The organism is Nonomuraea sp. NPDC052116, assembly GCF_040680035.1.
Lineage (GTDB): Bacteria > Actinomycetota > Actinomycetes > Streptosporangiales > Streptosporangiaceae > Nonomuraea > Nonomuraea angiospora_A.
On sequence record NZ_JBFAWA010000006.1, the window covers coordinates 183357 to 195111 of the forward strand.

At 70.0% G+C, this 11755-nt stretch carries 13 protein-coding genes and 1 tRNA gene; 5 read left to right on the forward strand and 9 right to left on the reverse strand.

The genetic code is table 11. The features are described from left to right. Window positions 1-68: 68 nt before the first annotated feature. On the forward strand, window positions 69-1121 hold the full coding sequence (locus AB0L65_RS13390) for a cellulose binding domain-containing protein (protein ID WP_364244215.1): 1053 nt from the start codon (window positions 69-71) through the stop codon (window positions 1119-1121). Here AB0L65_RS13390 and AB0L65_RS13395 read toward each other — a convergent pair. The 5 genes from AB0L65_RS13395 to AB0L65_RS13415 form a co-directional block, all read right to left on the reverse strand. After that, complete coding sequence (locus AB0L65_RS13395) at window positions 1118-1603, reverse strand: YbaK/prolyl-tRNA synthetase associated domain-containing protein (protein ID WP_364244217.1); 486 nt, start codon at window positions 1601-1603, stop codon at window positions 1118-1120. The two genes, AB0L65_RS13390 and AB0L65_RS13395, sit on opposite strands and share 4 nt — an antisense overlap. Further along, on the reverse strand, window positions 1593-1895 hold the full coding sequence (locus AB0L65_RS13400) for a winged helix-turn-helix domain-containing protein (protein ID WP_185071156.1): 303 nt from the start codon (window positions 1893-1895) through the stop codon (window positions 1593-1595). Before AB0L65_RS13400 ends, AB0L65_RS13395 begins: the two co-directional genes overlap by 11 nt. Window positions 1896-1931: 36 nt before the next feature. After that, window positions 1932-2594 carry an AIM24 family protein gene (locus tag AB0L65_RS13405; protein ID WP_364244221.1) on the reverse strand — a complete coding sequence of 221 codons (663 nt, stop codon included), beginning with the start codon at window positions 2592-2594 and terminating at the stop codon, window positions 1932-1934. 75 nt (window positions 2595-2669) lie between these two features. Beyond that, window positions 2670-3308, reverse strand: a complete 639-nt coding sequence (locus AB0L65_RS13410) for a tetratricopeptide repeat protein (protein WP_364244223.1) — start codon at window positions 3306-3308, stop codon at window positions 2670-2672. 48 nt (window positions 3309-3356) lie between these two features. Next, on the reverse strand, window positions 3357-3746 hold the full coding sequence (locus AB0L65_RS13415; protein ID WP_364244225.1) for a response regulator: 390 nt from the start codon (window positions 3744-3746) through the stop codon (window positions 3357-3359). A gap of 116 nt (window positions 3747-3862) precedes the next feature. Between AB0L65_RS13415 and AB0L65_RS13420 the strand changes: the two genes are divergently transcribed. Next, window positions 3863-3934: transfer RNA gene (locus AB0L65_RS13420), tRNA-Arg, on the forward strand. A gap of 291 nt (window positions 3935-4225) precedes the next feature. Here AB0L65_RS13420 and AB0L65_RS13425 read toward each other — a convergent pair. After that, complete coding sequence (locus tag AB0L65_RS13425; RefSeq protein ID WP_364244228.1) at window positions 4226-7438, reverse strand: BTAD domain-containing putative transcriptional regulator; 3213 nt, start codon at window positions 7436-7438, stop codon at window positions 4226-4228. Between the two features lie 102 nt (window positions 7439-7540). On the opposite strand from AB0L65_RS13425, the gene AB0L65_RS13430 reads away from it, so the two are divergent. Continuing rightward, the gene (locus tag AB0L65_RS13430) at window positions 7541-7948 is read left to right on the forward strand and encodes a hemerythrin domain-containing protein (RefSeq protein WP_364244231.1); all 408 of its coding nucleotides are present in this window, start codon (window positions 7541-7543) and stop codon (window positions 7946-7948) included. A gap of 26 nt (window positions 7949-7974) precedes the next feature. Then, window positions 7975-8400, forward strand: coding sequence for a DUF4267 domain-containing protein (locus AB0L65_RS13435; RefSeq protein ID WP_357738901.1), 426 nt, complete (start codon window positions 7975-7977; stop codon window positions 8398-8400). A 34-nt stretch (window positions 8401-8434) separates the two neighbouring features. Here the strand turns inward: AB0L65_RS13435 and AB0L65_RS13440 are convergent, their stop codons facing one another. Next, window positions 8435-8614 (reverse strand): hypothetical protein, encoded by a 180-nt coding sequence (locus AB0L65_RS13440; RefSeq protein ID WP_364244233.1) that lies wholly within the window; start codon window positions 8612-8614, stop codon window positions 8435-8437. Here AB0L65_RS13440 and AB0L65_RS13445 point away from each other — a divergent pair. Beyond that, a complete protein-coding gene (locus tag AB0L65_RS13445) occupies window positions 8604-9914 on the forward strand; it encodes an FAD-binding protein (RefSeq protein ID WP_364244235.1) in 1311 nt (436 codons plus the stop codon). The two genes, AB0L65_RS13440 and AB0L65_RS13445, sit on opposite strands and share 11 nt — an antisense overlap. 368 nt (window positions 9915-10282) lie before the next feature. Here AB0L65_RS13445 and AB0L65_RS13450 read toward each other — a convergent pair whose 3' ends face one another. Continuing rightward, on the reverse strand, window positions 10283-10684 hold the full coding sequence (locus AB0L65_RS13450) for a DUF1801 domain-containing protein (protein ID WP_364244237.1): 402 nt from the start codon (window positions 10682-10684) through the stop codon (window positions 10283-10285). A 193-nt stretch (window positions 10685-10877) separates the two neighbouring features. Continuing rightward, window positions 10878-11729 (reverse strand): aminoglycoside phosphotransferase family protein, encoded by an 852-nt coding sequence (locus AB0L65_RS13455; RefSeq protein WP_364244240.1) that lies wholly within the window; start codon window positions 11727-11729, stop codon window positions 10878-10880. Window positions 11730-11755: the final 26 nt, after the last annotated feature.

An 11755-nucleotide genomic window follows, 5' to 3' on the forward strand; every position in this document is an offset into this window, starting at 1 on the left:
CTCGCCGCCTTCCCGTCGTACCGGCGCCGTCCTTACGATCTGCGCAGGCTACGACGGGAGAGCAGACGATGCGCAGGACCAGCACCTTGCTGGCGGCGATGCTGGCGTTCGCCGCGGCGGTGTTATTCGCGACGACCACGCAGGCCAGCGGTGCCGCCGCCACCCGGATCATGCCCCTGGGCGACTCGATCACCGGCTCTCCGGGCTGCTGGCGGGCCCTGCTCTGGAACCGGCTCCAGAGCACCGGCTACACCAACATCGACTTCGTCGGCACCCTCCCGCCGCAGGGCTGCGGTGTCTCGTACGACGGCGACAACGAGGGCCACGGCGGCTACCTGGCCACCAACATCGCCAACCAGAGCCAGCTGCCCGGCTGGCTCTCCGCGACCAAGCCCGACATCGTGGTGATGCACCTCGGCACGAACGACGTGTGGAGCAACATCGCGCCGGCGACGATCCTCAGCGCGTTCACCACGCTCGTGAACCAGATGCGGGCCAGCAACCCCAACATGAAGATCCTCGTCGCCAAGATCATCCCCATGAACCCGTCCACCTGCGCCGACTGCGGTCAGCGCGCCGTGAACTTCAACAACGCCATCCCCGCCTGGGCGGCCGCGACCACCACGCAGCAGTCGCCGATCACGGTGGTGGACCAGTGGACGGGGTTCAGCACGAGCACGGACACCTACGACGGCGTGCACCCGAACTCGACCGGTGACCAGAAGATGTCCGACAAGTGGTACCCGCCCCTGGTGAACGCCCTGTCGGGGATCACCCCCACCTCGACGCCCACTGTCACTCCCACCCCCACCCCCACTCCCGGTGGCGGGTGCACGGCGACGTACAAGAACGCCAACCAGTGGCAGGACGGCTTCCAGGGTGAGGTGACCGTCAAGAACACCGGCGCCTCGGCCATGAGCGCGTGGACGGTGCAGTGGACGTTCGCGAACGGGCAGCGGATCAGCCAGCTCTGGAACGGCACGCTGAGCGCGAACGGCTCCGCGGTGACCGTGCGCAACGTGGCCTGGAACGGCTCGCTCGCGCCGGGGGCCTCGACCACGTTCGGCTTCATCGCCTCGTGGAGCGGCACGAACGCCGCCCCCACGCCCACCTGCTCCTAATTGAGGGTGATGGGGGCCATTCTGGGCTCGGCCAGCCGCACGTAGTCGTCGGTGGCCAGCGCGACGGACCGGTCGAGCCTGGCGGCGTTGAAGTACAGCTCGGGCTGGTCGAGCAGCGTCGGGTCCGCGATCAGCTCGAGCCGGGGGTCGTAGCTGAACGGGAGCACGGTCCCGCTCATGCTGCCGGCCAGCTCCTCGGCCTTGTCCTTGGCGGCGAAGGCCACGTACGTGCCGTCCAGCAGCGACTTGACCGCCTGCAGGTCGAGCCGGGCGTTGCCGGGCACGACGGCCAGCACGTGCCGGGTCTGCTTCTTGCCGATCTTGACCATCACGACGAGGCACTTGGCGGCCTGCGCGACGTCGTGCCCGCGCAGGGCGCTGACCTCGTCGGTCCGCCCCTCCGGCGCGTGCTCGATCACCCGGTAGCGGGCGCCGGCGGCGTCCATCTCGGAGATCAGCCGCTCGTACAGCTCACCAGCCACTGCTCAACAACTCCTTCGCCGCGGCGATCCGGTCCTCGTCGCGCTGATAGAACACCCACTGCTTGATCTTCTTGCCGCGGATCAGGCCCGCCTTGGCGAGCACCTTGAGGTGCTCGCCGCAGGTGGGCTGGCTCACGCCGAGCTTCTCGGCGATGAAGAGCGAGCAGACTCCGTCGCGTACGAGGTCGCCGTCGCGTTGCGGCGGGAAGTGGCGCTCGGGATCACGCAGCCAATCGAGGATCAGCAGCCGCTTGTCATTGGCCAGTGCCTTGACCAGGTCGACGTCCAGCACAAAGGTATTATGGCAATTAGCTAATTACCTGTCTACCTAGGACTGGGTCACGACGGGCGCCCCTTCGCTGGCCTGCACCAGCACGAACCCCTGCCCGCTGAACGCCAGCTGCATGGCCTCCCCGCTGCCCCGCCCGATCAGTGCCCCCACCTTCATCGTCCGGTTGACGCCGACGTGCAGCCCCGTGCTCCAGCACACGGCGGACTGGCCGTCGGCGTACGTGGGCATGCGGGCGGCATCGAGCAGCACCGGCGTGCCGTGCGTGGTCACCGCCACCCACCCGGTCCCGGTGACGGTCGTGTTGAACAGCCCGCCCGCCGCGATCCCGGCCCCCTGCACGCGCTGGATGTCCCAGGTGAGCTGCGGCTGGAACGCCAGCAGGTTGCGCCCGTTGACGGTGATCCCCTCGTTCTCCAGGTAGAACAGGTGGATGTCGTCGGCGTTGTCGGCGAGGTAGAGCAGCCCTTCGCCGCGTACGCGCATGAGGGACGCGCCTTCGCCCGTCACGGCCTTCTTGAACAGCTTGCCGAGCCCGCCGCCCTCGTAGTCGAAGTCCATCTGCCCCTGGAAGGCGACCATGGAGCCCTGCTTGGCCAGGACCTCGTGCGGCAGCTGCACGCGCAGCATCTTGCCGTTCTGGAGCGCGAAGCCGGGTGGCAACTGCTGGGACTCGAGATTGCCGAAAATGGAGCTACGCACGGTTGGACCTTCCTAGGCTCGGGAGGGGACGCTACGGCCCACCGTACGCAAACTTTTCACAAAAGAAGCGGCCGGCTAGAACTGGCCTCGGGCCTCTTCCACCCACGCCAGCACGGTTGCCGCTTTCTCGGCACCGGCGATCTCAGCGGCCTCGTCCAGGACCGCCACGGCGTCGTCACGCCGCCCCTCCGCGGCAGCGATATACGCCAGCCCCACCAGATTGGCCGCCACCCCGGCCATGAACCCGAGCTCCCGGCGCAGCCGTACGGACTCCTCCAGCCGTTCGCGCGCCGCCGGCAGCCGCCCGGCCATGTGCTCGGCGATGCCCAGGTGGCGCAGGACGTACGAGAGGGTCAGCTTGTCGCCGGCCTGCGTCGCCAGCTCATGGGCCCGCTCCAGAGCCGCCGCCGCGGGCGTCTCGTCCCCGCGGACGACCTGATGGAAGGTCCCCACCCAGAGCAGCGCCTCACCCTCACCCCGGACATCGCCGAGCGCGCGGTAAAGCTCCGCGGCCCTCTCGAACAGCCTCAGCTCTTCGTCGCCCTGCTCGCCCTGCCCATCGAGAAACCGGCCGTGCATGATCCGCCCTCGAACCAGCGCAAGATCGGCCTCCACGCCGTCCAGCCCCCGATCGGCGGCCTCCAGCCCGGCCACATCCCCGCCGAAAACGGCCCGCTCATAGAGCTCCTTGGCCCGCTCAAGCCGCCCGTCCATGCCCACCACTCCCATCAGATCCGGGGGAGCGAGGAAATCGGGCCGCCCCTATCCCTTGCCGGCCGCCGTCGCCAGATCCCGTACGACCTGGATCAACTCGGCCGGATCGAACGGCTTGGTCAGATAAGCGTCGACCCCGATCCCCAACCCCCGCCGCCTATCATCGTCCTGCGCCCGCGCCGTGATCAACACCACCTTGATGTGACTGGTGGCCTCCTCGGTCCGCAACCTCTGCGCCGTCGTCCATCCATCCAGGCACGGCATCATCACGTCCAGCGTGATGACGTCCGGCATGACGTCGAGCACACGATCAAGGCAGTCCTGCCCATCGGTGGCGGTCGAGACCTCGAACCCCTCCAGGTTCAGGTTGACCGCGATGAGCTGCCGGATGACCTCGTCGTCGTCCACGACCAGTACTTTCCCAAGAACCTCGCCCACGGGCGCCAAGGTAACCTGTAGTGGGGTCGTCACGAGTGGTTTTCGCTGGATGTGTTCAAGGACCTTTATCGTGTGCCGAGTGGTGCCGAGATGCTGATAGCCTTATCACTCGTCGAGCCCCCTTAGCTCAGGGGATAGAGCACCGGCCTCCGGAGCCGGGTGCGTAGGTTCGAATCCTACAGGGGGCACTCGAGATCTCCATCGAAAGATGGGCAAGGACCTGCGGAAACGCAGGTCCTTCTGCGTTCCGGGGTGTGCCACTCGATGCCGCCGATGGCAAGCATGTGCCGCTGCTCATCGATCCCGCCATCGCCGACGAGCGGGTCGGCGGGATGGTGCGGGAGCGAATCGGGATGAACGAGCTGCGCGAGGTCGCCGCGCCGAGCTGGAGGCCTCTGCCTCGCGATCATGGGCGGCCGGCAGCGTTGGAGGCGTCCTGCACCTTTTGTGTCACAGGCGTGCGGCGCCGTGGGCGGAGGCTAGGTGGTCGTTCGCAACCGGGCCTCGGCGGCCCAGTGGGGTGCGTTCCACTGGGCGGCGATGGTGGCGGCCTGGGTGAAGTGGGCGGCGGCCTCGGTGCGGCCCAGGAGGAGGGCCAGCTCGCCGAGGGTGTGGGCGACCGGGCGTAGCGCCACCGCCAGGCTCGCGGCGCCCGCCGGGGGGTCGTTGCGGTGCGGAAGCAGCGTCGCGTAGATCTCCTCGGCGGCGTCGCGGTCGTTCAGGGCGACGATGGCCATCGCGCGCAACGTTGTGAGGAAGGTGAAGAAGAAGTCGGGGCGGATCGGGCTGGATGACGCGCGGACCTCGCGGGCTTCGGTGTCCAGGCCGTTGGCGTGGAGGGCGAGCGCGAGCAGGTCGGAGGTCATGGCGCCGAGCACGGTGTGGAGGGCGCGCACGTCGTCCAGGTGCGCACCGAGCGTGCCGTCGTTCAGCCAGATCGTGGCCAGGGCGAGTTGGAGAAAGCCCGTGGCGTGCACCGATCCGGCGCGCTGCATGCCCTCGTCGGCCTTGATGTAGAGGAGTTCGGCGTCGGCGAATCGGCCTTCGACGAGCGCCAGGGTCGCCAGCGTGATCTCGGTGACGGCGATCGCCTCGCGCATCCGGTAGGTGCGCGCGAGGTCCAGGGCCTCGGTGGTCGCCTGGTGCATGGTCACCGGGTCGTTGGCGGCGGCGGCGACGGTGGCAAGGTTGATCAGCCCGGTGACGCGGTAGACGGGCAGGTCGTGCTCGGTGCCGATCGCCACGAGCTCTCGGCAGAGCTCGGCGTCGCCGTGGACTCGGGCCAGGCTCTGGAGTGCCGCGGCCCGCAGCCGGGGCCCGGTGGCGAGGTCGAGTGCCTCCTGCGCTGCCTCCAGAACGGTCGGGTCGTCCTCGCCGACCAGTTCGTCCACGTACGCCATCAGGAGCCGGGACCGCACCGAAGGGGTCAGGTCGCGCTTCAGCAGGCGGCTCAGGCGGTCGACGATGGACCGGTCGACCGTGCCGTACATACGGGCCTGCCAGGTGGTCGGCTCCGTCCACGCGGTGAATGCGGCGATCATCAGGTCGTCGCGGCCCAGGGACTCCGCGTACTCCACAGCCTCACGGCGTGTCTCGCGGGCGGCTCCGACGGCTCCCGCCCGGATCTGCGCGCGCAGCAGCCTGCCGAGCAATTCGACGCGTTCGTCCGGTCCGGTCGAGTTGGTGACGGCGTCGGTGAGGAGGGCGGCGGCCACGTCGTGGGCGTAGCGGGCCTCGGCAAGCTCGGCGGCCTGGACGCAGTAGCCGACGGCCTTTGGTGAGCCGGCGCGCGCGTAGTGGTGGGCCAGCGCCGCGATGTCGTGGGTGCCTTCAAGAGCGGCGGCGATCCGGGCGTGCATGCGGGCTGTGCGGAGGCGGCTGAGGTCGGCGATGAGCGTGTCCCTGACGAGGGCATGGACGAAGCGGACGCGTCCGGGGGCGGGCTCGTTCAGCAGCCCGGCGATGATACCCGCGTCCAGCGCGTCCATCACGCCGTCCTCGTCGGTGTCGGCGGCCCTTACGAGGACGTCCACGGAGCTTTCCCGGCCTGCGACCGCGGCCAGCCGGAGAATGGACACGCCTCCCTCGGGCAGGCGCGCGAGCCGGCGGCGGAGGACGTCCCGTACGCCTTCGGGGACCTCGGAGAGGGCGACCAGCGCGCCTTCGCCATTCAGCAGCCGGGCGCTTTCGCGCACATAGAACGGATTGCCGCCGGTGCGTTCGGCGATCCCTGCGATGGTCTCCTCGTCGGCCGCGCATTCGGTCCGTACGAGCTCCGCGACGGCCTCGTCGTTCAGCCCCGGCAGCGCCAGGCGGAGGGGCGTGGCGCGCGCGAGGGAGGCCAGCGTTTCGGTGAGGTGCCCGATCTCGTCCGCGCGGTACGCGGCGACGACCAGGATCGGGGCCCGCAGGCCGAGGCCGCCGCCGAGCAGCTCCAGCGTGGCGGCGTCCGCCCAGTGCAGGTCGTCCAGCACGACGGCGACCGGGCGTTCCGCGGCGACCGCCGCGAGCCATTTCCACACGGCCTGGCGCAGGCGGAACCGTCCCGCGGTGGCGTCCGCGTTCACCGGCTCGGTGTCGGTGAGCAGCGGCGCGAGGCCGTCGGCGAACTCGCCCGGGGGCGTGGCCGCGGCAACGGCTCCCAGCGCCTCGGTCCAGGCCCACGCGGGCGGCGCGCTGTCGACCTCGGGGCAGTGGCCGACGGCGACCAGCCATCCGTCACGTTCAAGCCGCCTGCCCAGGTGTTCCAGCAGCGTCGACTTGCCGAGCCCGGCCTCGCCGGTGACAAGGGCGATGCGGGCGCCGTCGGTGACGGCCTCGGCGGCGGCCGTGACCAGTGCCGACAGTTCCGCCTCGCGTCCGACGAACGGCGCCTCGGTGATCGGAGCCGGCCGCGGCAGCGGTGCGGTCGGCGGTGGCGGGGGCACGGTCTCGCGCAGGACGTCCGTGCGCTGGGTGAGGATCGCCGCCTCCAACGCCGTCAGGTCCGGGCCGGGGTCGAGCCCGAGCTCCTCGGCGAAGATGCCGCGGGCGCGGCGGAGCGTCGCCAGCGCGTCGGCTTGGCGGCCACTGCTCCACAGTGCCAGGGCGTGCAGCCGCCAGCCCTCCTCGCGCAGCGGCTCATCGCGGGTGAGCCGCTCGGCCTCGGGGACCACCGCGGCAGCGTCGCCGATTCGCAGACCCGCCGCGACGTGCAGCTCGGTGGCGACCAGGCGCAGCTCGTTCAGCCGGGCCGTCTCGGCGGCGGCCCACGGCTCGTCGGCGACCTCGGCGAACGCGGGTCCCTGCCACAGCCCCAACGCCTCGGCGAGCCGAGACCGGACGGCACGCGGGTCGGTGACCGCCCGGGCCTGGTCGAGCAGGTCCTCGAACCGCCACGCGTCCACCGACTCCGGCGGCAGCCGCAGCGCATAGCCGGGCGACGCGCTCACCAGCAGCCGGGCCGACGTGCGCGGCGGGCGCCCGGGCTCCAGCAGCCGACGCAGGTTGGACACATACGCCTGCAAGGACATCAGCGCCCGCGCGGGCGGCTCCCCGCGCCACAGATCCTCGATCATCCGATCGACCGGCACGACCTGCCCACGCGCCGCCACCAGCAACGCCAGCACGCCCCGCTGCCGCGGCCCGCCGAGCTGAACGGTCGCACCGTTCACCTCGGTCGCGAACGAGCCCAGCACCCGGATGAAAACCATGATTCGGACATCGTACGTGGACGGTTCCAAATCGGCTCCAAGTCCCCTCCAAATACCCGGGAGCAGCCTGAACGCATCGCCACCGATGAAGGGCAGGAACAGATGAGCGTCAACACCGTCCTTCGCCGCGAGTCACGGCTGCGGATGGAGCTCGTCGCGGCCGTCGCCCCGGGTGACACCGCTCGCGCCAAGGTGATCGCCGACCACTTCCGCATATACCGGCTGGGCCTGCACAACCATCACGAGGGCGAGGACGAGCTGCTGTGGCCGCCGCTGCTGTCCCGGGTCGATCTGGAGGCCGACATCGTCCTGCGCATGGAGGCACAGCACGAGCGCGTCGCGGCCACGCTGACCAGGCTGGACGCCGCGGTCCCGGCCTGGGAGGCCGCCGCCGGGGCGGACGAGCGCGCCACGTTCCTGTCCGCCCTTCCCGCTCCGGTGCGCGGCATCTGGCACATCATCGGCCGCTACCGCTACGCCCGCCACATCAGCCGCGTCCGCGCCGCCTGACCAGACCCCCTCGCAGGAGAAGAACGATGTCACTGAAGAAGATCAACACCGTCCTGGCCGCCGCCTTCATCCTCTTCATCCTCTGGTTCGGGACGGATTTCATCCTGAGCCCGGAGACGACGGCGCCGGGGTTCGGCCTGCCGAGCTGGCCGTCCGGCGACGGCGACGGCTTCCTGATCATCAAGGGAATCCGCGACGTCGTCTTGGCCCTGGTCCTGGGCATCCTGCTGGTGACGGGCCACCGCCGGGCGCTGGGCTGGGTGCTGCTGGTGGAGGCCCTCGCCGCGTACGGCGACATGACCACCGTGCTGGCCCACCACGGCTCCGTGGCCACCGCGCTCGGCGTCCACGGCCTGACCGCGACGCTGATGGTGGTCAACGGCCTGCTGATGATGCGCGAGACCCGCAAGGTCGCGGCCGCTCCGGCGACACCCGCCCCGCAGCCCGCCTGATCGTGCTGAGCGGCAACGGTCCCAGGGCGGTCGCCTACGGCATCCACGGCGCCACCGCCGCGGTGATGCCGGCGATCAGCGCGCTCCTGCGGTCCGGCGGCCGAAGCTCTTCGACGCGTTCCGCCATCCAGCAGCCGGTCGAGCCGGGCCAGAACAGCACGGTGTTCCTCCGCATTTGTGAGAGCTCGAAAAAGGAGACGACGATGACGATCAACGATCTGCGCGGTGTCCTCAAGGGGCGCGTGCTCCTGCCCGATGACGACGGCTTCGAACAGGCGGCCACCGCGTGGAACCTGACCGTCAGGCAGCCCGTGGCGGCCGTGGCGGAGGCCGCGGATGCCGATGACGTGGCGGCGCTCGTGCGTTACGCGCGGCGGGCGGGGATGACGGTGACCGCGCAGCCGAGCGGGCATGGCGCCTCGGGTGATGTGGAAGGCCTGATCCTGCTGCGTACCGGCCTGCTGAACGAGGTGGAGGTACGCGCGCAGGAGCGCGTGGCCCGGGTGGGCGCGGGCGTGAAGTGGGGGCAGGTGCTGGCGGCGGCCGGTCCGCTGGGCCTGACCGGCCTGTCCGGCAGCGCGCCGGGGGTCAGCGTGACCGGCTACACGCTGGGCGGTGGGGTCGGCTGGTTCAGCCGCAAGTATGGCTTCGCCTCCGACAGCGTGCGGGCCATCGACATCGTGGACGCCGATGGTGAGCCGGGCCGGGTGACCGCCGAGTCCGATCCCGAGCTGTTCTGGGCGCTGCGCGGCGGTGGCGGGGACTTCGCGGTGGTTACCGCCCTCGAACTCGAGCTGTATCCCGCGCCAGTCCTGTACGGCGGGCGCGTGATCTGGCCGGAGCACCGGACCAGGGAGGTGTACGACGCGTTCCTGGAGCTCACCGCCGAGGCGCCGCGTGAGCTCAGTGTCTGGATCAACCGGCTCCAGCCACCCGGCGCGCCGCCGATGGTCACGCTGGATCTGGCCTACCTGGGTGAGGCGGCTCAGGGGGAGGACCTGCTGGTGCGCCTCGACAAGATCGAGGGCGCGATCTCCGACAGCCGCGGCGTCGTCCCGATTGCCGACCTGGGCGGCATCGCCGCCGAGCCCACCGATCCGGCCCCATCCATCGCTCGTGCGGAGCTGCTCACCGGCCTGGACGCGGACGCGGTGGAGCTCCTGCTGGCCAAGCCGGTCGAACCGCTCATCAACCTGCAGATCAGGCACCTGGGCGGGGCGCTCGCCGAGCCGGGCGGCGGGGCCGGTGCGAGCGGCGCGGTGGCTGAGCCGTACCTGCTCGGCCTGCTGGGGCTCGGCCTGCCGCACGCGGCCGATGCGACGCGCGCCAGGCAGGCCGAGGTCGTGGCCGACCTGGAGGCCTATGTCAGCGGCCGCAAGCCGTACACCCTGCTGTCCCCCGGGGACACGGCGGAGAAGTCCTTCTCCGGCAGCGCGCTCGCGCGGCTGCGGGAGATCAAGCGGGCCCGTGACCCGTACAACGTGTTCCGCGCGAACTACCCGGTGCTCGGATAGATCAGTTCCCAGCAGGTCACGGCTCCTCCGCCCACCGGGGCGGCGGGGCCGCACCACACTCGCGTGACAGATGTCGCCGCGAGCACTGTGAAGGACTCGCGCAATGAGGGGTTTCCGGTGCACCGTGGTGATCAGCGGATCCGCCGGCACATCGGTGACCTCCCGTTCCACCAACAGCGCAGCCGGCAACGTCACCGCGGACGCCTGCGAACTGCGCGCACGGCGCCGCAGCTGCGACGGCGACTCGACCGCAGCCCGTGCCCGCCAGGACGAAAGTCGTTCAGGTCTCCTTGTCGGTGAGCCGGCGAGTGCCGCTCAGTTACCTGAGATGCGAGGTGTACGGCTCAGTCCGGAGTCATGAGACACCGCTATTGTCCGCGGTCGGCGGCCCGGTCAACGCCCTTGTGCACCCGCACCGTGCGGTCGATGAGCTCGCGCAGCGCGCTCTCGTCGACGTCGTCGAGCCGTTTCAGGTAGAGGCATCCCTTTCCGGTCTTGTGCGGACCGAGCCGGGCGAGCACGGACGCGTGCCGCTCCTCGAACCCACCCACCAAATAGACGACGAGATGCTGCTTGCGCGGTGAGAAGCCCGCCAAGGGCCAGTCACCCGTGCGCCCACTCGCGTAGGTGTAGCGGTAGCTGCCGAAGCCGACGATGCTGGGGCCCCACATCACCGCCGGCTCACCGGTCACCTCGCACAGAATCGTGCCGAGGCGCTCCGCGTCGGCCCGCCGGCGTTCGTCAGAGACTGCGGCCAGGAAATCGTCCACGCTGGCGTCGGTCGGGACTGTCACCGGCTGTTTTGAGGTCGCCATGGCGTCATGTTCCCACGCCGGTGCGACAAATGGCGGTGGGCACAGTGGGACCCCCGATCCCGGCCGTCGCGAACCCCAGTACCACGGGCGTGCCCCCTGCTAGCAAGATCGCAAAGGGGGGGTCGGCTACGACCTCGGAGGCCCGTGATCAGCCGTGGGTATCCAGCCCTTTGCGATCGAGCGCTGCTCGGATCTGGCTGAGCCACTCTTGGCCCAGCCGGCGCCCGTTGGGGAGTTGGTCGCCTCGATCCCAGCGCCATGTTGTGATCATCGCCAGCACGAGGATCCGGCACTCGCGCAGCAAGTCTTGATCGACACCCGGATAGTGCTCGCTGACTTCTTCGGGTGCATGGGCGAGGTCGAATTCGACAGGCCCACGGCAGCACGTCTCGAAGTCTATGAACAGGAGCCCGTTCTTCGTGGTGAGCACGTTGCCCGGGTGCGGCTCGCCGTGCAGCAGCTGATCGACGCCGCCGCGCTCGCCGATCACTCGTCTCAGGCTTCGTAACGTGTCGCCGAGCAGTTCCCGGTCCGCGTCGGCGAGCGCCGGAGTTTGGTCGCGGTTCGCCAGGAGTTGTTGCGCCTGCTCGACTCGATCCGTGAAATGCGGCGTCGGGACATCGAGTTCGCGCATGCCGGTATGCAGCCGTTGGAGCGCATTTGCGTAGTCGGCTGGTGAGATCTCTTGAGGTGTCACGGGCTCGTAGTAGGTCCACAGCGTGACGGCGAAGCCATCACGCTCATAGACGCGTGGCTCCACCCGAGGCTCGAGAGCAGCCACAGGGCACCCGGAGTCGGCGAGCCGCTGAGCAAGCTCGACTTCGAACTGTGCGACCTGATGCGCTACAGGCGCCACCCGGGCCAGGACGTCACAAGGCAGCAGACGCAGAGTGAGCTTGTTCGAGTCATGAAGCACGATCGCGTCGTCGGCCGTCAGGCCGAGTGAGGAGGCGGTCGACATGGCCGCGGCCACCGCACGCGGGACCTCTGACGCCTGCATCGTCGCCTGGTGTCCTCTCCCTTGAG

Bases quoted from the DNA above. Each gene is read 5' to 3' on its own strand.
- AB0L65_RS13425 (WP_364244228.1), bottom strand. From the start codon at position 7,438: ATGGTTTTCATCCGGGTGCTGGGCTCGTTCGCGACCGAGGTGAACGGT.
- AB0L65_RS13455 (WP_364244240.1), bottom strand. From the start codon at position 11,729: ATGCAGGCGTCAGAGGTCCCGCGTGCGGTGGCCGCGGCCATGTCGACC.
- AB0L65_RS13435 (WP_357738901.1), top strand. From the start codon at position 7,975: ATGTCACTGAAGAAGATCAACACCGTCCTGGCCGCCGCCTTCATCCTC.
- AB0L65_RS13390 (WP_364244215.1), top strand. From the start codon at position 69: ATGCGCAGGACCAGCACCTTGCTGGCGGCGATGCTGGCGTTCGCCGCG.
- AB0L65_RS13410 (WP_364244223.1), bottom strand. From the start codon at position 3,308: ATGGACGGGCGGCTTGAGCGGGCCAAGGAGCTCTATGAGCGGGCCGTT.
- AB0L65_RS13445 (WP_364244235.1), top strand. From the start codon at position 8,604: ATGACGATCAACGATCTGCGCGGTGTCCTCAAGGGGCGCGTGCTCCTG.
- AB0L65_RS13430 (WP_364244231.1), top strand. From the start codon at position 7,541: ATGAGCGTCAACACCGTCCTTCGCCGCGAGTCACGGCTGCGGATGGAG.